Annotated in this window: 24 protein-coding genes, 1 pseudogene and 1 riboswitch; of the genes and pseudogenes, 7 read left to right on the forward strand and 18 right to left on the reverse strand. The window is 56.8% G+C overall.

The genetic code is table 11. The annotated features are described in order from the left end of the window. Positions 1-17 precede the first annotated feature (17 nt). Genes BG455_RS11830 through BG455_RS11840 form a run of 3 tightly spaced genes read right to left on the reverse strand, consistent with a single transcriptional unit; the run spans position 18 to position 2,129 of the window. Positions 18-872, reverse strand: coding sequence for a 3-oxoadipate:acetyl-CoA acetyltransferase (locus BG455_RS11830; protein ID WP_071470218.1), 855 nt, complete (start codon positions 870-872; stop codon positions 18-20). 7 nt (positions 873-879) lie between these two features. Further along, positions 880-1,737, reverse strand: a complete 858-nt coding sequence (locus BG455_RS11835) for an alpha/beta fold hydrolase (RefSeq protein WP_071470219.1) — start codon at positions 1,735-1,737, stop codon at positions 880-882. Next, positions 1,734-2,129 (reverse strand): hypothetical protein, encoded by a 396-nt coding sequence (locus BG455_RS11840; protein WP_071470220.1) that lies wholly within the window; start codon positions 2,127-2,129, stop codon positions 1,734-1,736. Before BG455_RS11840 ends, BG455_RS11835 begins: the two co-directional genes overlap by 4 nt. Positions 2,130-2,359: 230 nt before the next feature. Between BG455_RS11840 and BG455_RS11845 the strand changes: the two genes are divergently transcribed. Further along, entirely contained in the window at positions 2,360-3,235 is an 876-nt protein-coding gene (locus BG455_RS11845; RefSeq protein ID WP_071470221.1) for a dioxygenase family protein, read from the forward strand. Between the two features lie 91 nt (positions 3,236-3,326). Beyond that, positions 3,327-4,217 carry a LysR family transcriptional regulator gene (locus tag BG455_RS11850; RefSeq protein ID WP_071470240.1) on the forward strand — a complete coding sequence of 297 codons (891 nt, stop codon included), beginning with the start codon at positions 3,327-3,329 and terminating at the stop codon, positions 4,215-4,217. Between the two features lie 30 nt (positions 4,218-4,247). Here the strand turns inward: BG455_RS11850 and BG455_RS11855 are convergent, their stop codons facing one another. From BG455_RS11855 to BG455_RS11910, 12 genes are all read right to left on the reverse strand, one after another. Next, on the reverse strand, positions 4,248-4,949 hold the full coding sequence (locus BG455_RS11855) for an ABC transporter ATP-binding protein (RefSeq protein ID WP_071470222.1): 702 nt from the start codon (positions 4,947-4,949) through the stop codon (positions 4,248-4,250). Next, entirely contained in the window at positions 4,942-5,685 is a 744-nt protein-coding gene (locus BG455_RS11860) for an ABC transporter ATP-binding protein (protein WP_071470223.1), read from the reverse strand. Before BG455_RS11860 ends, BG455_RS11855 begins: the two co-directional genes overlap by 8 nt. After that, entirely contained in the window at positions 5,678-6,682 is a 1,005-nt protein-coding gene (locus BG455_RS11865) for a branched-chain amino acid ABC transporter permease (protein WP_071470224.1), read from the reverse strand. Before BG455_RS11865 ends, BG455_RS11860 begins: the two co-directional genes overlap by 8 nt. A 5-nt stretch (positions 6,683-6,687) precedes the next feature. Beyond that, a complete protein-coding gene (locus tag BG455_RS11870; protein WP_071470225.1) occupies positions 6,688-7,557 on the reverse strand; it encodes a branched-chain amino acid ABC transporter permease in 870 nt (289 codons plus the stop codon). 64 nt (positions 7,558-7,621) lie between these two features. Continuing rightward, positions 7,622-8,806 (reverse strand): ABC transporter substrate-binding protein, encoded by a 1,185-nt coding sequence (locus BG455_RS11875; RefSeq protein WP_071470226.1) that lies wholly within the window; start codon positions 8,804-8,806, stop codon positions 7,622-7,624. A 43-nt stretch (positions 8,807-8,849) separates the two neighbouring features. Next, entirely contained in the window at positions 8,850-9,629 is a 780-nt protein-coding gene (gene benD / locus BG455_RS11880) for a benzoate diol dehydrogenase BenD (protein WP_071470227.1), read from the reverse strand. After that, the gene (gene benC, locus BG455_RS11885; RefSeq protein ID WP_071470228.1) at positions 9,626-10,645 is read right to left on the reverse strand and encodes a benzoate 1,2-dioxygenase electron transfer component BenC; all 1,020 of its coding nucleotides are present in this window, start codon (positions 10,643-10,645) and stop codon (positions 9,626-9,628) included. Before benC ends, benD begins: the two co-directional genes overlap by 4 nt. Positions 10,646-10,714: 69 nt before the next feature. Then, positions 10,715-11,236 (reverse strand): benzoate 1,2-dioxygenase small subunit, encoded by a 522-nt coding sequence (benB, locus tag BG455_RS11890; protein WP_071470229.1) that lies wholly within the window; start codon positions 11,234-11,236, stop codon positions 10,715-10,717. A gap of 12 nt (positions 11,237-11,248) precedes the next feature. Continuing rightward, positions 11,249-12,637: a benzoate 1,2-dioxygenase large subunit gene (gene benA / locus BG455_RS11895; RefSeq protein ID WP_071470230.1), complete on the reverse strand. Its 1,389-nt coding sequence runs from the start codon at positions 12,635-12,637 to the stop codon at positions 11,249-11,251. A 29-nt stretch (positions 12,638-12,666) separates the two neighbouring features. Continuing rightward, entirely contained in the window at positions 12,667-13,815 is a 1,149-nt protein-coding gene (locus BG455_RS11900) for a muconate/chloromuconate family cycloisomerase (protein ID WP_071470231.1), read from the reverse strand. 182 nt (positions 13,816-13,997) lie between these two features. Next, on the reverse strand, positions 13,998-15,227 hold the full coding sequence (locus tag BG455_RS11905) for a D-amino acid dehydrogenase (RefSeq protein ID WP_071470232.1): 1,230 nt from the start codon (positions 15,225-15,227) through the stop codon (positions 13,998-14,000). A gap of 99 nt (positions 15,228-15,326) precedes the next feature. Beyond that, a riboswitch (glycine riboswitch) is annotated at positions 15,327-15,412 on the reverse strand. A gap of 64 nt (positions 15,413-15,476) precedes the next feature. Continuing rightward, positions 15,477-15,947 carry a MarR family winged helix-turn-helix transcriptional regulator gene (locus BG455_RS11910; RefSeq protein WP_071470233.1) on the reverse strand — a complete coding sequence of 157 codons (471 nt, stop codon included), beginning with the start codon at positions 15,945-15,947 and terminating at the stop codon, positions 15,477-15,479. A 122-nt stretch (positions 15,948-16,069) separates the two neighbouring features. Between BG455_RS11910 and BG455_RS11915 the strand changes: the two genes are divergently transcribed. The 5 genes from BG455_RS11915 (at position 16,070) to BG455_RS11935 (ending at position 20,560) form a co-directional block, all read left to right on the forward strand. Then, complete coding sequence (locus tag BG455_RS11915) at positions 16,070-17,269, forward strand: amidohydrolase (RefSeq protein ID WP_071470234.1); 1,200 nt, start codon at positions 16,070-16,072, stop codon at positions 17,267-17,269. A 1-nt stretch (position 17,270) separates the two neighbouring features. After that, the gene (locus BG455_RS11920) at positions 17,271-18,305 is read left to right on the forward strand and encodes a TRAP transporter substrate-binding protein (protein ID WP_071470235.1); all 1,035 of its coding nucleotides are present in this window, start codon (positions 17,271-17,273) and stop codon (positions 18,303-18,305) included. Between the two features lie 137 nt (positions 18,306-18,442). Next, a complete protein-coding gene (locus tag BG455_RS11925; RefSeq protein ID WP_245735542.1) occupies positions 18,443-18,877 on the forward strand; it encodes a TRAP transporter small permease in 435 nt (144 codons plus the stop codon). After that, positions 18,874-20,166: a TRAP transporter large permease gene (locus tag BG455_RS11930; protein ID WP_071470237.1), complete on the forward strand. Its 1,293-nt coding sequence runs from the start codon at positions 18,874-18,876 to the stop codon at positions 20,164-20,166. The genes BG455_RS11925 and BG455_RS11930 overlap by 4 nt, the downstream gene beginning before the upstream one ends. A 64-nt stretch (positions 20,167-20,230) precedes the next feature. Beyond that, on the forward strand, positions 20,231-20,560 hold the full coding sequence (locus BG455_RS11935; protein WP_146257683.1) for a hypothetical protein: 330 nt from the start codon (positions 20,231-20,233) through the stop codon (positions 20,558-20,560). A 183-nt stretch (positions 20,561-20,743) separates the two neighbouring features. Here BG455_RS11935 and BG455_RS11940 read toward each other — a convergent pair whose 3' ends face one another. The 3 genes and pseudogenes from BG455_RS11940 to BG455_RS17715 all read right to left on the reverse strand — a co-directional run. After that, positions 20,744-21,505, reverse strand: coding sequence for a COG3904 family protein (locus BG455_RS11940; protein ID WP_071470241.1), 762 nt, complete (start codon positions 21,503-21,505; stop codon positions 20,744-20,746). Between the two features lie 33 nt (positions 21,506-21,538). Next, positions 21,539-22,843 carry a hypothetical protein gene (locus BG455_RS11945; protein ID WP_071470239.1) on the reverse strand — a complete coding sequence of 435 codons (1,305 nt, stop codon included), beginning with the start codon at positions 22,841-22,843 and terminating at the stop codon, positions 21,539-21,541. 167 nt (positions 22,844-23,010) lie between these two features. Further along, positions 23,011-23,358: pseudogene (locus tag BG455_RS17715) on the reverse strand (hypothetical protein); the annotation flags it as partial. Between the last annotated feature and the right edge of the window lie 102 nt (positions 23,359-23,460).

The following is a 23,460-nucleotide window of genomic DNA, read 5'->3' on the forward strand; positions in this document are numbered from 1 at the left end:
AGAGCCGTAGACCTTTTTCATGCAGCCTGCTCCTTCCCCGGTCCGGCCCTTAGACCGAGAGTGTTGCGTGCCTGCCGCCATGTAGCGACCGGGCGTTCATGCTTGTCGCAGAGTTCCACCACGCGCTGCACCAACGCCGCATTGGATGGCGCGAGCCTGTCCCGGTCCAGCCGCACATTGTCTTCAAGCCCCGTGCGCGCGTGCCCCCCGGCAGCGACGGCCCATTCGTTCAGTGTGGCCTGCTGCGCGCCGATCCCGGCCGCACACCATGCCGCATCTGGCCCGAAAAGGCGCTGCACAGTGCTGATGTAGTAATCGAACACGTCACGATCTACCGGCATCGCGTTCTTAACGCCCATCACGAACTGCACATAAGGCACCTGCGCGATATGACCCGCCTGCCACATCTGATGCGCTTTCAGGATGTGCGAGAGATCAAACGCCTCTATCTCGGGCTTCACGTCATAGACCAACATTTCCGCCGCCAGCCAATCAACCAGATCAGGCGGATTTTCATAGACGCGGGTCGGGAAATTGTTAGACCCCACAGAAAGCGAGGCCATGTCAGGTCTGAGCCGCAGCATCGCGCCGCGTGCCTGCCCCGCGCCAGAGCGGCCACCCGTAGAAAACTGGATGATCATGCCCGGACAGTGCTTTTCCAGCCCTTCCTTCAGGGCGGCGAATTTCTCGGGGTCAGAAGACGGCGTTTCATCGTCGTTGCGTACATGCGCATGCACGATGCTTGCGCCGGCCTCGAAGGCTTCATGCGTTGACTCAATTTGCTCGCTGACCGTGATCGGTACGGCGGGATTGTTGGCCTTGGTCGGCAGCGATCCGGTTATTGCCACGCAGATGATACAAGGATTGGTCATGTGAACCTCAGGCAGCTTTGGAGTGGCTGGCGTGCATCCGCGCCAATGCGTCGATGAAGAAGGGACGGAAGCCCTCGGGGTGTTCACTCATCGGGAAATGGCCCAACTCATCCATGACCGATAGCGTTGCACCGGGAATTGCATCTGCAGTGCGTCGCGCATCTTCGGGGGTGCAGGTCAAATCATAGGCCCCCACGATCAAATGCACAGGAGTGGTGGTTGTGTCGATCTGGCCAAGCCGTGCGATCAGGCTGTCATCGCGGGTATAAAAACTCAGATCCCCGCGAAACACGCCCGGCCCTGATTGCATGAACATCCACAACGTGTTCCAACGCTCGGCCTCTGGGGCGAAGGGCGAGATGTTGGCCGACACGAGCGCCGCACCCATCTCGCCGCCATGTGCATCGGGACGATGAAACCAATCGATATCATACCATGCTGGCTGGAAGTCGGACGCCTCAATAGCAATAAAACCTGAAAACCGCTCCGCATTTAGGGCGGCCAGTTGCAGCGCGATCCGTCCGCCCATCGAGCACCCCGCCAAAATTGGCTTGTCGAGCGAAAGTGCGTCCACCACAGCCAAGATGGTCTCAATATAGGCTTCTGTTGTCAGCATATATTCATCGGTCTGGAACCCTTCGGGCGGTAAGGACTTGCCATGCCACGGCATATCGAATGCAATCAGACGGTTTTGGGCGGTGATCTCGGCATCATTCATCAGGTGCCGCCATTGTCGCGTATCTGCCCCGGCAGTATGCAGGCACAGAACAGGACGCCCCTGACCCGCAGCTTCGAAATAGATACGACGGAGGGTTCCGGCGACTTTGACAGTCACATATTGCCCGATGATCGGTTCAATACTCATGCTGCACTCCCTGTCTTTGGCCGTGCAAGGCCCATGAACTCTTTGAAGAAACGCAGATTTTTGACCAGACACAGAATATCTCCGTCAATCTGCCCGCGCCCGATCTTCACCAGACCAAAGATGTCATGAAAGCCGGCGGCAGGCCGCGCTTGCCAGAACTGTTGCAGCGCATCAGCATCTGTACGCAGGGCAAAACGCCATGGTGTCTTGCGGCTTGGCCCTTGCGCGATGTCCAACAGATGGCCTTTTTCAAAGGTAAGGTAGAACTCTTGCCCCTCGACCTCGATCAGAACCGTTTCAGAAAAAAGCCGTCCCAACCGCAACAGGTGTGGGGTTTGGTTCAATTGCTCTTGCAGCGCGCGAAAGATGTCGATCACTGTCAGCCCTCCCATGAAAACTACGGACCTGTGGTGACATGAACGCCCTGTGGGATGCTATGCCTTACGGGGTATGGGGCGATACCTCGCGCAAATGGCTTATGGGCGGCGGCAAACCAATTTAAGGTATCACCCGATACCGCGGCAGGCATTGGTTTGGGACGACGGGTGATCGACAACGGTACAGCACCGGATGAGAGACGCTTGTCCGGCACAACACCGCCCGACACCCTGAGGAGGAGATTATGGGAACTGTTACTCTGGACAATATCACCGATGTCGTGATCGACAGCCTTGGCAAGCATGGCGAGATCACCGACCGCCAGCGTGAAATCATGTCCTCGCTGATCCGGCATCTGCACGGTTTCTGCAAGGATGTGAAATTGCAGCATGGCGAGTTTCTGGAAGGCTGTGAATTCCTGAAACGCGCGGGCCAGACCTGTGACGAGAACCGTCAGGAATTCATCCTTCTGGGCGATATTCTGGGCGTAGAAGTGCTGGTGGATATGCTGACCAATGTGGTTGATGGCACTGAGAGCGAGTCGACCGTTCTAGGACCATTCTACCGCGAAAACCCGCCTGTACTGCCGAAAGGGGCTTCCACCATCCTCAAGCATTACGACAATGAGGAAACCGTCTATTTTGAGGGCTACATTCGTGATGCATCGGGGGCTGGCCTTGGTGGTGTGACGATGGATGTTTGGGAAGATGCGCCAAACGGGATATACGAAAACCTCGACCCTGATCAGCCAGAATACAACCTGCGCGGCCGGTTCGAGACTGATGAGAACGGGCACTACGCTTTCGTCGCCGTGCGTCCCGTACCCTATCCTATTCCGGATAATGAAACCGCAGGCGAATTGCTGCGCTTTATGGGCCACCACCCCAACCGCCCGGGGCACATGCATTTCATCATCTCGAAGCCGGGCTTCCGCCCACTGATTAGCCAGATTTACGACGCCGATAGTGCCTGGCTGAATGAGGACAGTGTATTTGCAGTCAAAGAAAGCCTGATTGGCAAATTCGTTCCGGCGCCCGAAGGCATGGACACGGATCTGCATTTCACCTTCGACTTTACGCTCAAAGCCGAAGCCGCTGAGAAAGCGGTTGCCGCAGAGTGAAGCCTCCCTCCCTGTCGACTGCAAGCCCCCACACATGTGGGGGCTTTTTTTGTGCGCCGAACCAGCTACATTCCGCAGCGGGGAGACAGCGATGAATTTCAGACAACTGACCTATTTTATTGCAGTTGCGGAAGAACTGCATTTCGGGCGTGCTGCCGAACGGCTGGATATGGCGCAACCACCTCTTAGCCGTCAGATCAAGCAGTTCGAGGAAGACCTTGGCGCGGTTCTGTTCAACCGAGGCCGTAGTACGATCACCCTGACCCAAGCAGGTGAGCGGCTGTTAGAGCGGGGCCGCAGTATTCTGAGGCAGATGGAAGATGCCAAGCTAGAGGTGCGCCGCCTTGGGCAAGGGGCGGAAGGGCGGTTGCGCATAGGCTTCGTCGGCTCGGCCACATTCGGCATTTTGCCCAATATCGTCAAATCCTTTCGCGCACATTACCCAGAGATCAATCTTAGCCTGATGCCAATGAACAATGCGCAGTTGCACCGCGCCCTAATCGCGCGGGAGCTGGATGTAGCCTTTGCCCGTCCAGCCCTGAAGGATAGCGAATTTCTGACCCGCGAGTTGATGGAAGAAAAGCTGATTCTGGCCCTGCCCGATAGCGTTGACACGGGATCACGCACTGTCGCCAAGTTGGAAAGACTGCAAACGCATCATCTGATCCTATATCCCGAATTTCCCCGCCCCAGCTATGCGGATATGGTGCTCAAAGCCTGCGAAGACGCAGGTTTCAAGGTGCCCTTGCGGATATGGTGTATGGACTTGCAGACCGCAATTAGTCTGGTCGCTATTGGCGAAGGTGTTTGCATTGTCCCGGAATCGGTGGCCAATGCGAAACGCAATGGTGTGAAATTCCTGATGATCGAACCAGAAATCGCGCGGACATCCCTGTCGGTAAACACGCGGCTGGACGACCAATCAGTGCATGTGATCAATTTTATCAGACTTGCCCAGCAAGTTGCAAAAAAGAGGTTCTAGCAGCAGGCAGAATAACCGCCTGCTTGCCTGTTATACGCCTAACCAGCGATGCTGCGCCTGCTCATCGGCACGGATTTCAGCCGCGCTGCCAGCCCAGACGATCTGCCCTTTGGACACGATCACAACATCATCGGCAAGCGAGGTGGCAAAGCCGAAATTCTGCTCGACAATCACCATCGAAAGCCCCTCATTGCGCAATTCTTGCAGCTTGTCGTGGATCAGCTTGACGATGATCGGGGCCAACCCTTCGGTCGGCTCATCAAGGATCAGCAGGCGCGGGTTCATCAGCAGCGCGCGCGCAATTGCCAGCATTTGCTGCTCGCCCCCTGACAACTCTGCACCTCCATTGTCCATCCGCTCGCCCAGACGCGGGAATAGTTCCAGAACCCGCGCAACGGTCCAGCCCTGCAAGCCAGAGGCGAAACGTTTGGCTGCAAGATCAAGATTTTCACGCACGGTAAGCGATGGGAAGATATCCCGTGTTTCTGGAACATATGCGATGCCTGCGCGCGCGATGTCATAGGGTTTTGCCCCGTTTATGGGTTTGCCGTCGAAGCGAATGTCGCCTGATTGTGTGGGTAACAGCCCCATAATTGTCTTGAGCGTGGTAGATTTTCCTGCACCATTGCGCCCAAGGATAGCCATCACACGGCCTTTTTGTGCTGTAACGGACAGGCCATACAACACCTGCGTTTCGCCGTATCCGGCAGAGATGGCGTTCACATCAAGCATCTTCCCACGCTCCCAGATAAATATCGCGCAATAGTTTCGATCCGCGCGCGTCTTCTGGCAGGCCGTCAAAGACGACTTCGCCATAATTCAGCACCGTGATCGTGTCAGCCACAGCGAAAGCCAGATCCATATCATGCTCGATGATCAGAATTGTCAGATCACGTGGCAAACCTGCCAGCAGATCATGGAACCCTTTGGCCATTTCCGGCCCGACGCCGGATGTGGGTTCGTCCATCAGCAGGACCAATGGCTTTGTGGCCAAGGCCACACCCACTTCAAGTTGGCGGCGCACACCATAGCTGATTTCTGACACTTTTGCATGGATATAGGGCATCAGGTTGACCTGATTGGCAACCTCTTCCACGATGGCACGCACTTGCACCGATTGCAGTGCGTCACGCCACAGTGTCATTGACACTCCCGCATGAACCGAAGCGGCAAGTGCCAGGTTTTCTTCTACCGTCAGCCCATCGAACAAAGTGTTCTTTTGATAGCTGCGCGATAATCCGCGCCGCGCACGCTTGGCTACTGGCAGGGCAGTCACATCTTCTCCGGCCAGCAGGATTTGGCCTTTATCAGGGACGATCTCGCCCACAAGCTGGTTAAACAGTGTGGTCTTGCCTGCCCCATTCGGTCCCAGGATCACCCGCCGCTCGCCGCGTTCCAGCTTGAGCGAGACATTGCGCGTAACATGGATGGCCCCGAAACTCTTGTCGAGATTTCGTGTCTCAAGCATCTTTGGCTATCTCCTTGGCATCGTCGCGTGTCTGGATGGATTGGATCATGCGGTCAGTTTTGGGCCTAAATCGCGCCTCTATGAAGCCGAATATCCCGTTGGCACGGCTCATGACCACGGCGATCAAAACAAGTCCGACGATCAGGTGCCAGTATGTCGTCACATGGCTTAGTTCATGTTTCATCACAACGAAGGCCACGGCCCCCACGAGCGGTCCCACAAGCGTACCAAGCCCGCCAAGGATCACAACGACAAGCGCTTCCCCCGACACTGTCCAGTGCAGCATCTTGGGCGAGATGAACATGATGTGCTGGGCGGCCAGAACACCGGCAATACCCGCCATCGCGCCCGATAGACCAAAGACATCGGCTTTTACGCGCCACACGTTCAGCCCCAGCGCGCGCATCCGTTTTTCATTATGCGTCACACCCGTCAGCGACCGTCCCAAGCCCGAGCGCAGGATTGCCATGGCCACTAGATAAATCACGCCCAAAATCGCAAGGCAGAAAAGCGCAAAGCTGCGGCTGTCATTCAAGTTGATGCCGATAAAGCCAAGATCAAACCGCCTAGGCCCAACCATGCCGTCATCGCCGCCGAAAAAGGACTGCTCGAAGAAATAGGAATAGCCCATTTGCCCGAAGGCAAGCGTGGCCATAATGAAGTAAATTCCATGGCTGCGCGCGCAGATCGCACCAATCACCCAGCCCGTACCGGCAGTGATGGCCACGGCAGCACTGGCGGCGACCCACGGGTCCAGCCCGGCCTTGGTCGCAAGTGCAACAAAGGCATAGGCCCCCAGCCCCATCAGTGCTCCATGCGCGAGCGACACCATACCGCCAAAGCCTGCGACCAGATCAAGCGCCAGCACAAGAATGGCAAGGATCAGGATTTCGGTCAGGATTTCCATGCCGAAATATCCAGCGGTGAAGGCCGTGAACAGCGCGCCCGAGAACAGGATGATCAAGGCCGCATATCGAAGAGGTGTATGTCGAAACATGATGCTTATCCTTTCGCGGGAAACAGGCCGACGGGCTTCAAGAGCAGCACGGCCGCCAGCAGCGCATAGATCAGGATCGAGGCCACACCGGGCAGCAGAACCGCCCCGAATGTCTGCACAAAACCGTAGATCAGCGAGCCTGCAATCGCGCCCTTCAGCGAGCCAAGCCCACCAATCACGATGACGATCAGCGTGGGGATCAGGATTTCCAGCCCCATGCCGGGTGTCACGCTCAAAAGCGGCGCGGCAACAGCGCCTGCAAGACCAGCCAGACCGCAGCCCACGCAAAACACGATGAAAAACAGCCGTTCAACATTGATCCCCATGCAGGCGGCCATATCGTCATTATCCACACCTGCGCGGATCATCGCACCAATTTGCGTGCGGCTGAGGATAAGAGCAAGGGCTGCGAAGATTCCAAGGCCGAGAGCAATAATAAACAGTCGGTAAGCCGGATAGCCTACACCCAGTATATCCACACGGCCCGCAAGTATCGCAGGCGGCGTGATGGCCAACGCAAGATCTCCCCAGAAAATGCGTGTCAGGTCCAACAGCACGAAAATTAGTCCAAATGTGACAAGCACCTGTGCCATTGGCCCAGATTTGCGCATCCGCTGGATCAGCCCGCCGTAAAGCGCCATACCGACCACAGCCACGCCCAAGGGGGCCAGCAAAAGTGCAACCCAGAAACCGGCGTGGCTGGCCAGAGTTGCTGCGAAATAGGCCCCCAGCGCATAGAGTGCGCCATGCGCGAGGTTGACGAAATGCATCAGGCCAAAGATCACTGTCAGCCCGACAGACAGAAGAAACAGAAGCATCGACAATTGTAGCGCATTCAGGGTCTGCATTGTCCAGAAACTGAGATCAGGTGTCATGGGCTCTCCCCCCTTATGACCGGATGATTAGGGCCGTGCGATTACCCGCGCGGCCCTTTGGATGTCAGTTGGTGACAGGTGCGGGCATTACGCAGCCATTGGCTGGGTCTGCTTCGGCAGGCAGGGTTGCCAGAACCTTCTGGGTCATGGCACCGTTTTCGCCACTCACAGTCTCATAAACAAAGATCGGCTGGATCACGTTATTCGTGGCCGGATCTATCGACAAAGCCCCGCGTGGTCCTTCAAAACTGACTTGACGAAGTGCATTCGCAAGGCTTTCACGGTCAGTTGCCCCTGTGCGGATGGCTTCCACCAGTGCCCGCGCCGAGTCGTAGCCCTGCACGCCATACTCAGACGGCAAACGTCCGATACTGGCCTGAAACGCTTCGACAAAAGCCGTGTTTTCGGGATTATCGGCGGTCGGCACATAGTGCAGCGATGTGATCACCCCATTCGCGCTTTCACCCTGGGCGTTGACATAAAGTTGCGAGGTCAGGAAACCAGAGCCATAAAGTGGCATGACTTCGGCCATGCCAAAGCTATCATATTGGTTGACAAAGGAAATCGCCTCACCGCCTGCATAGAAGACGAACAGCGCTTCAGCACCGGACGCACGGGCCTGTGCCAGATAAGGGCCGAAATCCTGTGTTTGCTGGAACGGAGTCCAGCCTTGACCCACAATCTCGCCGCCTGCTTCTACGAAAGCCTCCGTAAACCCTCCAACCATTTGGCGACCAGCTGCATAATCTGCACCAAGCGTGTAAACGCGGCGGACACCTTGTTCCGCCATCCAGCGGCCCATCGGGCGGTTTACCTGCCCGTTGGAAAACGACAGCCGAGTAATATAAGGGCTGCACCGCTCTCCGGTGGCCTCGTCATTGCCAGCATTGGCCACAATCAGGGGCACTTGCGCACCATGAACGAAATCGCGGATTGCGCCTAGCACCCCAGATGACACGATCCCCACCAGCACATCGGCGCCGTCCTGCATCACCAGCTTGCGCGCACGAGCCAGCCCATTCGCGGGGTTCACTTCGGTATCTTCGCGTATGATATTTATCTCGACACCTAGATCATCGCTGAAATGCTCCAGCCCAAGCCGGAAACCCGCTTCGATTTCATTGCCGAGAGACGCATAGACGCCTGAGAAGGGCAAAAGCAGGCCGACATTCACGCGCTCTGCCAGCGCGCTTTGCGCTGCAAGGATCGTGGCAAGCCCCGTTAGGGCCGCCGTTAGGGTTTTTCTCATGGGTTTTCCTCCTCCAAGGATATTTGAGCTGCCCAAGTACGGGTCAGCCTTGATCGCCCCCACCAACTGGCAGAACAGAGCCAGTGATGTAGGATGCCTCATCAGACGCCAGAAACAGGATCGGTCGTGCCTGTTCTTCCAGCGTGCCGTAGCGCTTCATGTGGCTGGACTGGATCGTCTGATCGACGATGGTCTGATACCAGTCCGCGCGTTGATCCTCTGCCGCATCGGGATTTCGCGGCACCTTGCGGGGCGGGGCTTCAGTCCCGCCGGGCGCAGTGGCCACGACGCGGATGCCGCGTTCGGCCACTTCCCAGGCAAGGCTTGCCGTCAATGCATTCACCCCGCCCTTGGCCGCAGAATAGGGCACGCGGTTCAGGCCGTGCGTGGCGATGGACGAGACATTTACGATCACCCCCGCGCCTTGAGGCAGCATGTGATCGAGTGCGGCGCGGCAGCAATAGAGCGTCGGAAATAGCGAGCGGCGGATTTCCGCATCGATCTGCAGGGCGTCATAATGTTCAAACGGTTTGGCCCAGATCGTTCCGCCGACATTGTTTACCAGAATGTCGATCCGGCCCCAGAGGTCTGCGGCCTTTGCCATTGCTTTCGCACATCCCGACCATGTTTCCAGATTGACCGAGATCGCCTCTGCCACGCCGCCCGCTTTGCGGATCGCCTTCACCACTTCGGCACGGTGGGGCGAGCGATCCACGATCAGGACACGCGCCCCTTTCGCTGCGGCCCCTTCCGCGACAGCGCGGCCAATGCCCTGCGCGGCCCCCGTCACAACCATGACCTTGCCTGCAAACCGCGCATTCATGCGGCAGCTGCCTTGTCTTCGGTCGGATTGAATTTCTCGAAATGGAAGCTTGCGGGGGTAACACCCAGCTTGGCGAAATGTGCGCGCACGGCATCCACCATGGGGGGCGGACCACAGAGATAAACATCTGCATCGCCCGCGCATAAATCTTCTGCTGTCAGGTGATCGGTGACAAAGCCCTTGCGCGGATGGCCCTCTTCGGGCGCGGCCAGAATGGTAATCAGGCGCAATGTGCCAATCTGCGCAGCCAGTGCTTCCAGCCGCGCCAGTTCTACCAGATCGGCGGCGCGGGTGACGGCATAATAAAGTGTAATCGGCTGGTCTGTGCCCACTTCGGCCACCTGTTCCAGCATGGACAGGAAGGGCGCAAGCCCTGTGCCACCTGCAAGCCACAGTTGGGGCCGGGTGATCGGGCGCAGATAGAACGCGCCCATCGGGCCTGTCACGGTTACACGCTCTCCCGTCTGAGCATTGGCCAGATAGCTGCTCATCACGCCGCCGGGCAGGTTGCGGATCAGGAAGCTGGCCGCTGTTGCGCCGGGGGCAGAAGAAAAGGAATAAGAGCGGTGCTTGCCCGTGCCGGGAACAGAGACATTCACATACTGGCCGGGCAAGAACTGCATCGGGCGATCAAGGCCCAGCCGCAACCCGAAAGAGGTGTCAGACAGTCTGTCCACCCCCGCCACCGTTGCGCCAATTTCTTCGGGCGCGGTTTTGCAGGCGGCGGATGATGCGGGAATGCGGATCACGCAATCGCTTTGCGGCATCATCTGGCAAGTCAGGACGTAGCCCGCAGCCGCTTCGTCTTCGGTCATGGCCTCATCCATGTAGAATTCCAGCTCATACTCGCCCTTTTCGGCAAGACACTTGCAGGTTCCACAGACGCCATCGCGGCAATCCATTGGGATATTGATCTTCTGGCGGAAAGCGGCCTCGGTCACCTTCTCGTCGTCATCGCACTGGATGACACGGGTGACGCCATCCTCGAAATTCAGGGCAACAGTATAGGTCGTCATGGCAAACTCCTCCCTTGCGCGCGCCCTCCTCCGGGCGCGCGGGCTGGTTTCGATGCAGGTTCTGATGGCTCAGATGTGGTAGATGTCGATCACATGATGGATCTGATCATTCTTCAGGATGACCTTTTTCGATGTGATCAGGGGCTTGGGGCCAGTGGTGTCAATCGTGTAAAAGGACGTGCCCCAATGCTGGTCCGTGGTCCCGTAGCGATAGGTCAGGGTGAACCAGTTGAAGCGCAAATTGATTGTGGTATCGCTCTCGCTCAACACTTCAATATTGCTCAAGTTATGGTTGGTGCGCGGCTCTGGCAGCGATGTGGCCGAGGACCGATCTGTTTTGATCCGGAAAACCCGGTCTTCGATCCCGGAACGGTTAGGATAATAGATCAAGGACATCTCATTTAGCGGATCTTCGGTCAGCTTGTCCTCGTCATCCCATGTGGGCATCCAGAACGGGCAGTCCTTGTGGTAGAAGGTCAGCCAAGTGTCCCAGTCGCGGTCATCGAGCGCGCGCGCCTCAGAATAAAGGAAGGCCGCAATCTCGGCATGGGTCAGAGTTTTGGCGGGGCGGTCAAGTGTGGCTGTGTTCATAGTCTTTCCCCCTTATTCCGCCGCAACCTGGCTGGTGGGTGCGGTTGCCCGCTCTTTTGCGATGGCCTCTGCCATACGCTCGGTCCATTGCTTGTGCTGGATCACGAACAGTCCCTCATCCTCGGTGCGTGCGCCAGACAGGATAGGGTTGATCCCAAGTGCCTTTGCTTCTTCATCGGGCCCTTCGATCCACTGGGTGGCCCCGCGGCAGATATCGTTCCAGGGGGCATGCGCGGCCCCCGCATAGCCGTTCTGGGTGGCGCGGAATTCTTCGGTGTCATCTGGCGTCGCCATGCCGGAGGCGTTGAAGAAATCCTCATACTGTCGGATGCGGTGTGTGCGGGCTTCCTGGCTTTCGCCTTTGGGCGCGATGCAATAGATCGTCACCTCGGTCTTGTTCACGCCAACCGGACGGAAGACCCTGATCTGGCTGCTGAACTGATCCATCAGGAACACATTGGGATAGAGGCACAGATTGCGCAGCACACCCACCATCCACTCCGCCTTGGTCTTGCCAAAACGTTCGGTCCATTCCGCAAGACGCGGATAGTTGGGGCGGTTGGTGGGATCACTCCAGGCGGTCCACAGAAGAAGATGGCCGTTTACATAGGAATGAAACCCGCCGCGCTGCTTGGCCCATTTGGACGCATCCGTGGCCTTGATATTGTCTTCTTTGCCATCTGCGGTTCTATGCGCTGTTGTGGCCACATAATTCCAATGCACCGCAGACACATGGTAGCCATCCGCACCATTTTCGGCCTGCAGCTTCCAGTTGCCATCGAAAGTGTAGGTGGAAGACCCGCGCAACACTTCCAGCCCTTCGTCGGACTGGTCTACGATGATATCGATCATTTTGCGCGCTTCGCCGAGGTACTCTTCCAGCGGCTGCACATCGGCATTGAGCGATCCGAACAGGAAACCACGGTAATTCTCGAACCGGGCGACGCGCTTGAGATCGTGGCTACCATCCGTGTTGAACTGTTCCGGATAGCCTGCACCCTTGGGGTCTTTCACCTTCAACAGCTTGCCGGTGTTCGAGAAAGTCCAGCCATGGAAGGGACAGGTGAATGTCTTCTGATTGCGGCGCTTGAAGCGGCACAGCATTGCACCGCGATGCGAACACGCATTGACCAGCGCGTGCAGCGCGCCGTCCTTGTCGCGGGTGATGACAACAGGGGTGCGCCCCATATGCAGTGAAAAATAATCACCAGGGTTCGGGATCTGGCTTTCATGGGCCATGTAGATCCAGTTTCCCTCGAAGATGTGCTTCATTTCCAGCTCGTACAGCTCTTCATCGGTGAACATGTCGCGCCGCGCGCGGTAGATACCGTTCTCAGGGTCTTCCTGTACGATGCCGTCAAGACGGCGTTCCAGCTCGTCAAGATTGGAATGGGTGAACATGTCTTTCCTCCTCCTCAGGATGCTTTTGGTTATTCGCCCGCCACAGCGTGAAGGCTTCTGGCCTTGTCACGGCGGTAGAAATCAATCTTCGCGGGGTCGAGCGTGATCCCCAGACCTGCGCCCTGCGGCACGGCCACACGGAAATCGCGGTAGGTCAGGGGCGTGGTCAGAATGTCATCTTTCAGCAGAAGCGGACCGAAGAACTCGGTGCCCCAGGCCAGATGCTCAACAGTCGAGAAGAGCTGAAGCGCCGCTGCGGTACCGACGGCAGTTTCCAGCATCGTGCCACCATACAGCGCGATCCCCGCCGCCTGACCGATCGACACCACGTCGCGCGCCCGCATCAATCCGCCCGATTGCGCGATTTTAACCGCGAACACATCCGCCGCCTTGCGGCTGGCCATGCTCAGTGCATCCTCTGGCCCGCCAAGGGCTTCATCGGCCATGACCGCGATCTCGTAGCTGCGCGTCAGCTCTGCCATCGCGTTCACAAATCGCGCCTGCACGGGCTGTTCGACCAGTTCGCAGCCCACATCCTGCAAGCCCTTCAGACCCCAGCGCGCATCAGCCAGCGACCAGGCCTGATTAACATCGACACGAATGCTGGCACTATCACCAAGAGCCGCTTTGATCCGTCCGACATGGGCCACATCCTCGCGCACCGCCCGCTTGCCGATCTTGAGCTTGAAAATATTGTGACGCCGCAAAGCGATCATCTGTTCGGCCTCGACGATATCCGTGTCAGAATTTCCCGAAGCCAGCGTCCACGCAACCGGCATGTCCTGTACGATCTGGCCCCCGAAAAGCTGCGCGACTGAAACGCCAAGGCGCTTTCCCAACGCATCCCAAAGCGCCATTTCCACAGCAGATTTCGCAATCCGGTTACCGCGCGCGTGCCGATCCATGAGGGCAAGTGCGTGTGCGATACCGTTGGCCTCTTGTCCCATCAGTGCAGGGGCAAGGTAAGTGTCAATTGCGGATACAATGCTTTCGGGGCTTTCCGGGCAATAGCTGAGCCCGCCAATTGTCGTGCCCTCGCCGATCCCGTCCGAGCCATCTGAACAGCGCAAGCGCACGATCACGGCAGATTGCGCACGCATGGTTGTCATCGACAGGACATGCCCGCGAATAGTGGGAATATCGACGATGAAGGCATCTATCTGTTCGATCTTGGGCACGTTTCTCACCGCTTGTCTGGGATTGCTTACGATGCAGAATGTCCTGTGACGGGGCCCTGTGTCGATGCGCGCGCGGGTCTTGGGTGATACCCTGACTGTAATAAGCTTGCCGATATCCGGAGCTTTTGGGTTGCGCTGGCCCCGCATAAGCTGCGGGGCCTTTTGTCTGCGCAGGGCGGCAGTTAAGCCGCGCATGGCAAGGTTTGCTCAATACGCTCTGCCAGCATTTCCGCAGTCACGGCAGACAATGTCCAGCCCAGATGGCCATGACCGGTATTGTAGAAAACACGCGGACGGGTGCCTTGTTCCACTTTCGGCATCATGTTGGGCATCATAGGGCGCAACCCTGCCCAGGGGATCGCGTGTTCGGTGCTGATGCCGGGGAAAAACCGCTCGCACCACTTAACCAGCGGCCGGATACGGTCATCGCGGATGTCCAGATTGTAGCCGTTGAACTCTGCCGTGCCCGCAATGCGGAATCGGTCCTTGCCCAGACGGCTGGTCACGATCTTCGCCTCATCGTCCAGCAAGCTGATCCACGGTGCTGCGCGCTGGCTGTCCTCGTCATCCAGCCGGACTGTGATCGAATAACCCTTGACGGGGTAGACATTTACGCGGTCACCCAAGCCTGCAGCAATGCGGCGGCTGTCCACGCCTGCACAGACCACAATCGCGTCGAAACGCTCGGTCTGGCTTTCGCCGTTGCGCGCCCATCTGATCCACACATCCTGCGCGTCGGCATGGATGGACTGGACATCGGCGCCGAAACACAGGGTCGCGCCCTGCGACTGGACCGCCTGCGCAAGACCCATTGTGTAGCGATGGATATCACCGGTGAAATCGCTTTCGGTGTAGTAGCCGCCGTAGAACTGTCCGCGCAGAGCGGGTTCTATCTGACGCAACTCTTCAGGACCAACCGCGCGGCGCTCCAACCCTGCTTCGCCAAGTAGCCGGTTAACCTTAGTTGCGTGATCGAACTCGGCCTTGTCTGTGTATATATGCAGGATGCCGCGATCTTCGCAGTTGAAATCGAACCCGAAGCGCGCAGCTTTTTCTTTCAGCAGCCCACGGGCTGCAATGGCCATCCGCGTGGTCGCAACAGTGTTTTCACGATATTGCGGAATCGCTGCGATGAATTCCGCCATCCAGCTATACTTGTGCCAGCTAGGCTTGGGATTGACCAGAAGCGGCGCACCGCGCGTCATCATCCATTTCATGCCCTTGAACACGGTCGCCCAGCGGTTCCATGTTTCAGCGTTCGAGGCCGATAGCTGGCCGCCATTGGCAAAAGAGGTCTGCATTGCTGCATAGCGGTTACGATCGAACAAGGTCACATCATGGCCCCGATCCATCAGGGCAGATGCAGTCGTGACGCCGGTGATACCGGCGCCGATTATGGCAATTCTGGTCATGGCTTCCTCCGCCAAACAAGGTTTCTCTCCGCTTCTCAGCGGATCTGATCCCCTCTGTCACGGCTGAAGCCGGCTATGGCCGGGCCGCTTCAGATTGCCATTTCAACCGCAATCCTTTTGCCTGAGAGTTTCCGGGGGGTTGCTCCTTCGGCGCTGGTTTGCGCAGCCTCTCTTGCGGATGTTTGTTCGGCGCTAGTGCTCTAGCAAGCAAAAAGTCTTTGGTCAATATATTCTTTGTATAAGAATATATTACTCCTGCTCAAGAAGGTCCTGATATTCGGATGAACTGACCCACTTGCCTAGACGCCACAACAACTGGTTAAGAGTGTCCAACTCTGTATCAGAGAGCGGGCGCGTCAATACGGCTTCCAGCCGGTCTGATACTGTACGCCCGATCCGGCGAACCTCGCGGCCCTTTTCTGTCGTAAATAACTGAAATACGCGCGCATCGGTTGATGAATTTTCCCGCAAAATCAGGGCTTCTGCGATAAGGTTTTGAATAATTCGAGAGGTCAAACTGCGCTCAAACCCAGTGATTCGCGCGATTTCGGCAAAAGTTGTGCCGGGCGAGTCATCAATCAGCCGTAGAACACGCAATTCTCGGATATTACAGCCTGTCTCGCGCAGAAAAATAGACTCATTCGCGGTGATTGCCTGATCGGCAATCACGTTCAACCGATAAGTCAAACGATGGTTTTTGAACGGCTTTTCACTACTCATGGTATCTCTCGTATGGCTTAGGACAAGCATAGGGGAGTTTGGGGCATCTCGCAACAAGATGATTGACTTTCAAGATTATCCGTAGATAAGATAGTCTTAATATGCAACTATAAGGGTGAATCATGTTTCAGTCTTGGTACTCAAGTCACAGAGCCGCGACCCTTGCCTTGCTGGCAGATCTGCACCAGCACCCCGAAGTCGGGTTTGAAGAACAGCGCACTGCGGACATTGTCGCAAACACTTTGCGCAAACTGGGACTGGAAGTCGAAGATGGCATTGGCGGTACAGGTGTCGTTGGACGCCTCGTTGGCCAAGGGCGCGCGAATGGCCCACCGCGCCGGATTGGCATCCGCGCTGAGCTTGATGCATTGCCCATGCAAGAAGACTCCGGGCTGGCTTATAGCTCTTTGAGCAGCGGGCGATTTCACGGCTGCGGACATGACGGCCATACCGTCACCGCGCTGACTGCTGCCAGCTACCTTGCTGCGCATCCAGACTTCACAGGCGAGGCTATCTTCATCTTTCAACCTGCTGAAGAATTGCTGCGCGGCGCGCGTGCGATGCTGGAAGATGGCCTGTTTGATAGGTTCCCCTGTGATGAAATCTACGCGCTGCACAATCTGCCGGGACTTGATGCGGGGCATATCGGCGTGCCAGACGGTGCAGTGATGGCATCTGCGGATGATATTGACATCACAATCTCAGGTGCGGGAACACATGGGTCTGCCCCACATACTGGGGCAGACACTGTGCTTGCATCTGGTAGCTTCATGACTCTGCTGCAGCAGGCGGCAACGCGCGTGACGGATTCTCGCGCGGCGGCTGTGATCTCTTTCGGTAAGATAACGGGTGGCACCGCGCGCAATGTTCTACCTCAGACCGTTCGACTTGAAGGGACGATGCGTTGCGGCCAGCAGGCCGCCCGCGACAGGCTGGCCAAGCTGATGCACGATACAGCGCGCGCGGTAGAAGCCATTCATGGGGTAATGATTGATTTGCAGATCACACCTGTCGCCCCTGTTGCTATGAACGCCCCGACCTGCCGCGATGCAGTAGTGGCGTCTGCCAAACATGTGCTTGGCGCGGACAAGGTTGTGGACCGCGCGCAGCACCTCATGGCCTCTGAGGATTTTGCAGAATTTCAGGCGCGGATTCCGGGGGCATATTTCTTTGTCGGCCAGGACGGCCCTTATCCGCACCATCCAGGCTACCGCTTTGACCCCGACATCATCCCTATCGGTGCCGCGATCTTTGTTGATCTGATTGAAACCCGCACTGCGCTGAATTCCGTAGCCCCCTCCAACCTGCAAGAGGCACTCTAAAATGACAAAACTGACCTTCCCTGAAATTCGCTGTGGCGTTGTTGTGCTGACATCGGCCCTTTTGGGCGCTCAAGCGCAGGCGCAAAGCTTGACTGTGTCGTCCTGGGTTCCGCCTACACATTTCGTACATACCGATTTTCTGGTCCCCTTCGCGCAACAGGTGGCAGAGGTCACCGAAGGCCGTGTCACCCTGAATATCCTGCCAGCCCCACTGGGTGGCCCCGCCCAGCACTGGGAACTGGCGCGCAATGGTATTGCAGATATCACATGGGGGAATTTCACTTATGAGCCAGAGCGCTTCATTCCTATGTGGTTTGCAGAATTCCCAAATGCGGGCATCAAGGCAGAGGCCCAAAGCGTAGCCTTATGGCGCGCCTATGAAGAATTCCTTTCTGACAACCCTGTCTTTGCAGGTGTCAAAATGCTGGGACTTGGTCTTTTTGGGGGCGGCCAGTTGCATCACGGCGCGCGCGCCATCACAACGCCTGCCGAGATTACCAATCAGAAATTTCGCATGGGCGGACCAATCCAAGAGCGCATGCTGACCGCCTTGGGGGCTGTTCCTGTCGCAGCGCCCGCAACGCGCGCCTATGAAATGCTGGAAAGTGGTGTGATTGACGGCTCACTTCACCCTGTTGAATCGGTGATGAACTTCCGTCTTGAGGGTGTTTTGACACATCACACGATCTTTCCCAACGGGTTTTATGACGCGACATTCTTCGTGGCCATGAATGAAGCCCGCTGGAACCGCCTATCCGAAGCCGACCGCACCGCGATAGAAGGGATTATTGGCGAAACACTGTCGGCGGCATGGGGGCGGAACTTTGACGTGCAGCACCCCTTGGCAGTTGAACGGCTTACGGCTGCGGGCAATAGTTTTGTGGATGCGTCTGACGAGCTGATCGGCACCGTCAACGCCATTTATGATGACATGGTCGCTGATTGGATTGTAGCAGCGCAAAGCGCTGGGGTTGCCGATCCGCAAGCGCTGCTGTCTTTCTACAATACCACTTATGCGTCACTTGCAGGCGAATAATTCCCTTATGGGCACCATGCGGTATATGGCTTGGTGCCCAGATGAACCGACTACAGTCTGAGGACACGGCAATGCGATATATCGCAATTCAGCTACGACGCGGATTTGAAACCCTGATTGCTGTTGTCCTGTTCAGCATGGTTGCACTGACCTTTGCTGATGTGATCGGACGACGGATCATCGGGCGACCCATTTACGGGGCACATGACATCACCGAACACCTAATGGCGCTTGTCGTTTTCGCCGGCCTTCCGTTGGTCACTGCGGCTTGCCTGCACCTCACGGTCGACCTGTTCGACCGCTACTTAATGACGCCTTGGATGCGCTGGTGGCGCGTGCTGACCGGGTTGCTGGTTGCAGCAATCTTTGCGCTTATGGCCTGGCTTTTTTTTCGGCAGGGCATGACAGCGGGACAGATTTCCGAAGTCAGTCAGGCTTTGCGTATACCGCGCGGGCCGATCTATTTCTATATGTCGGCAAGTTGTGGCCTGTCTGCACTGGCAGCTGCCCTGACCGCCTTCACCGGCCCCATGACAACTGATCATCATGACACCTCGGAGGAAGCAACATGACCATCGGTCTAATGGCCATGGCGGCAGCCATTCTGCTAGCGTTTTTGCGCGTTCCTCTGGCCTTCGCGCTGCTTGCGGTATCGATTGTCGGAATCGGGCTGACGGTGAATTGGAATGTCGCCTTCATGCTCCTGCCCATGACAATCTCGGAGGCAGTGCTCTCTTATGAACTGGCAGTGGTGCCCATGTTCATCCTGATGGGCAATGTGATTTCTAAGACAGGTATCGCACAAGATCTGTTTCGGGCCGCCTACGCGTTCTTTGGCCATGTGCGCGGCGGGCTTGCCCTTTCGACGATGACAGCATGTTCAGGTTTCTCTGCAGTCTGCGGGTCCAGCTATGCGACAGCCGCGACCATGGCTAAAGTCGCTTATCCCAGCATGAAACGTTATGGTTACTCGGATTCCCTGGCTGCGGGCACCATTGCCGCAGGGGGCACCCTGGGCATTCTGATCCCGCCCTCGATCATTATGGTGGTCTATGGCATTCTGACCCAGACAAATATCCGTGATATGTTCATTGCAGGGGTGGTTCCCGGTCTGTTGGGCGTGGCGATGTATCTGATCGTCATCCGCCTGATTGCCGCGCGCTATCCCGAAGACGCTCCGGCAGGCGAGCGGAGCAGCTGGGCCGAGCGAATACGCGCCCTGTCGGGTGTCTGGCCATTCGTATTGTTGTTCGTTCTGATAATCGGCGGGCTTTATGGTCGCCTTTTTACGCCGACCGAGGCAGCTGGCATGGGCGCCGGGCTGGCAATGCTCGTAGCCATGCTTCAGCGTCGGCTCACAATGCAGCTTCTAAAACAGATCATAATCGACACGGTCTATACTTCGATTTCGCTTTATGCAGTGCTTTTTGGCGCGCTCATGCTTTCACGTCTGTTGACGCTGTCTGGTCTGTCCACGGGAATTCTGGAGCTTGTGACCAGCTTCGGGCTGGAGGGCATCCTATTGATCCTTGCCATTTTGCTCGTGTTTCTGGTGCTGGGATGCGTCATGGATTCTATGGCTATCATCCTGATTTTCGCCCCACTCTTCGCGCCTATAATCGTAGCGCAGGGCTTCGATCTGGTTTGGTTTGGAATCCTGATCATTGTGGCAACAGAGATTGCATTGATAACACCACCGATTGGGATGAATGTCTATGTTATCAAGGCAGTGCTGCCCTCAATTCCTATGGTACGCATCTTTAAGGGTCTGGTTCCTTTCGTAGCCGCTGATTTGGTTCGTCTTGCGCTGTTGATTACTTTCCCTGCTCTCTCGTTATGGCTGGGTACGACGATACGATAAATTATTGTCACTGTGATTGCCCGCACTTGCAAAGACCAAGATGAGAGAGGGAAATCCTCTGATCATGGTTGGTGTCATTGCCGCCCGCGCTGCCTGCACAATTATGCAACTCGTTCAGGCGCGCGATGGCAGGTCCGAGCAAGACTCCAGTAGCGCCTTCTCGCCCTCCGAAATCCAGGCCCTCGATGCACTCCTGCCCGAACTCGAAGGTAAGACCACACTTCAGAAAAACCCCCATCCGCCTGAAACGCTGGCTTGGGCCGCATGGATCATCGCAAAGTTCGGGGGATGGGACGGCTATCCGAAATCCAAACCGCCCGGACCAATAACCTCCCGCCACGGTCTCCAGTACTTCAAATCCCTTACTCACGGATGGAGGCTCAGAAATGTGTGAATCGCCTAGCGTTAAACAGGGGGAGATTACCTTCGCAAGGGGCGGGCAGGGCGCCGCCACTACGAAAGGGCTTTCCATGCTACGGCACGCCTGAATATCGCTGATGGGCTCATTTCAGACCATCGGATTCAACAAGTTCTCTCCTTCATCTTTCATCCCAAATCACGCCGCCTGAGTGTGAAGCTACTCAATCATCTCCGTGGCCAACTGGGTTTGTAACAGTTCTTCTTCGACCAAGAGATAAATTTCTTCAGGCGGAGTGTTCAGAGAATAGACCATCAAACCCGGATCCACCCCCATTTCAATCAGATACTCAAGCGTTTGGCCTTGGCCGTATTGAATGCCCTCGACGGCGAGGAAAACGGGCATGTAGCCTGGCGTCCCATAGTAGTGCTGGTGTAGCCCAAGTGCAGCAGTGCGAGAAACGTGACGATTCTGTCCAGCCGCGAATATATAGGGGCAAGACGAAAGGCATATCATTCCAGGAAGCATAATCGTATTGGCTTCGGCCTCTCTCAAACCCCTGCCGATTAACAAAGCTTCGCTGACGACACCACCCGGACTGTTGAGCGCCACGGTTTCAGGCGGCGTGCTCATGCCTGCGAGATAGTTTGTGAACCTCTCACTGTCACCGGAATTGATCGGGCCATTGAGCAACAAGACCTGCGTGTCGTCAGCGGCGTCCACCATACTGAATTCAAGTCGGGCCGGAAACTCACTGGGCAAGTCAATCATGGGGCGGTCAGGTCTGTCAGTGAACTCTGGCTGCGGGCGCGAAGGATCGTATCTGCGTACCTGATCGCCGGGCGAGACAGGCCCGGATGGCAGCGGCGGCTGGCTGCCGATCCGAGGTATCCAGGTGCGGTCAATGTCAGCAATCACAAGGAAAACCGCCAGCACCACTTGCGCCACAAGCGCCCATTTCAGGCCCCTGCCAATTGTCATCTGTGATATCGCAAACTTGTTTACCACCAAGCCTTACTCCGTCGCCTGCTGCTTCTTTGCCGCCGCTTTTTCCGATGGAAGTGTGCGCCGCAAAATCTCAGCATCTGCGGCCCCCATAGAGACCTCTACCTCCTTCATTGCATTGATCGCCGCCTTGAGATCGGCAAGCGTCAAGGTCTCTTCGATACTCAGGCCATCGCGGCCATTGCGGATTGCAGCTTGCGTAATGGCCAAGACAAAAACCAGAATACCGGGCAGCAAATCAATTGCGATGGCACCGGCCCAGGACGGGACAAAATTACCGGCATATTTGATGACAGCATCTGCACTGGAGATTGGATTATACGCCGTTTCCTGTGGCGGATTGATTGCAAGAACATCATCTGCAGCGCGCTTCAGGGTCGCGCTGCGCTGATCAAGCGTATTCAGGACAGAGCCGATCGTCGACGACTGTGCCGCTCTGACCGCAGAACTCCGGCCATCGAGTTCAGGCAGAACCACAGATGCAGGCAGATCGCCAGCAGCGCGCGCAACAAGAGAGGCAACCGAATACTGGTTCAGGCTGGTAATAACACCTGCCAGACGCACGCTTTCCTCGGAAAACGCAACAGATCGTTGCCTCACCGGGCCCGGTGCGACTGTAAGCGCGCGCATCCGGCCCAAAATGGCGTTTCCTTCCGCAAAAGCGGTCTCAATCAGGGGTTGTTGTTGCGCAATCTGACCCTCTAGGTTGCGCAACTCTTCGGTCTTTTGAATCAGGACGCGGAAAACCGCCCCTTCGCCTGCGGTTCCGGATAACTCGCCGGATCGCTCCTGCGCGGCCAACGCCTCGAACGCTTCGCGCGCGCGCTGCACTTCCCGACCGAGTGCTTGGCCCGAAAGGCCTATCTCATGCGATTGCTCCAGTGCGGCCTGATAATCACGCACTGTGTTTTCGAGGTGTTGCTCGACTGCTGCTGCACCCGCCAGAGCGGCCGCGTTTAGCCAGCTAGACATGGCAATGATTGCCAAAGACCCCACGAAGGTAGAAATAGTCAGTCCGACAAACCCAGTGGCGCTGCGCATCGCTGGCAACAGGCGCAGCATGTAACTCCAGAACACAAAAATGCCGACCGAGACTGCGATGGAGTAAGCAACGGCTGCGAAAAATGACATCGCGCCCGTATCCTCCAGCAGCGAGGAGACACCGAGATATGTGTAGATACCCGATGCGATGGCGAGCACACCAAGTGCGGCTGGTGTGAATGTGTCAAGCCAAACGAGGTGTCCTTCGAGTTCTTTCGCAGTGCGCAGGCCTTTGGCTTCGCTCGCTGTCAGTTTATGTGCTTTTTCAGTCACCTCTGGCCTCTCAGGACATTCCAATGGGAAATCTCCCTATATCAGACCACACGTTCCACGCGACGACCAAATGTAGATGCGACGATACACAATCAGGTGCTTGGCTGGGCACCTTCTGTGAGAAATTCTCGCCGTTTGTTTCGCGACTGCGTCTTCCAGTGATCAGTTTAGCCGCTCCTTAATGCTTTGCCTCTACAATCTGCAGCTTGTGGCGACGAATGATGCTGTTTCTGTTCCATGGCGGGGGTGGACATGGCCCCGGCACGTGTGAAGCGGAATTCTGTGCTGTCGCGCCACATGCGGTGAAGCACCACCCCTATGTGATGCGCTAGCGCGACGGTGGCGCGCTTCTTACCGCGCGCCGTGGCGACATTCAGCGCACTTGCGGTCAGCCAGCTCGGACAAGCGCGGTCCCAAATTATCGTCTCGGCCTGATAGAGCGCGGTGCGCAGCCCCATATCACCGGCCGGGGAGATCGCGCCTAATATGTCGCGCTCCCCGGATTGTTCCCGCCTTGGAGTCGAGCCAACCTATGCACCTACCCCCTTGGAGTTGCGATCCGTCCTTGATTATGAACCGCCATTGATGACATCGGTGGGACTTCCATATTGGGGCGG

The organism is Roseinatronobacter thiooxidans (assembly GCF_001870675.1).
Classification (GTDB): domain Bacteria; phylum Pseudomonadota; class Alphaproteobacteria; order Rhodobacterales; family Rhodobacteraceae; genus Roseinatronobacter; species Roseinatronobacter thiooxidans.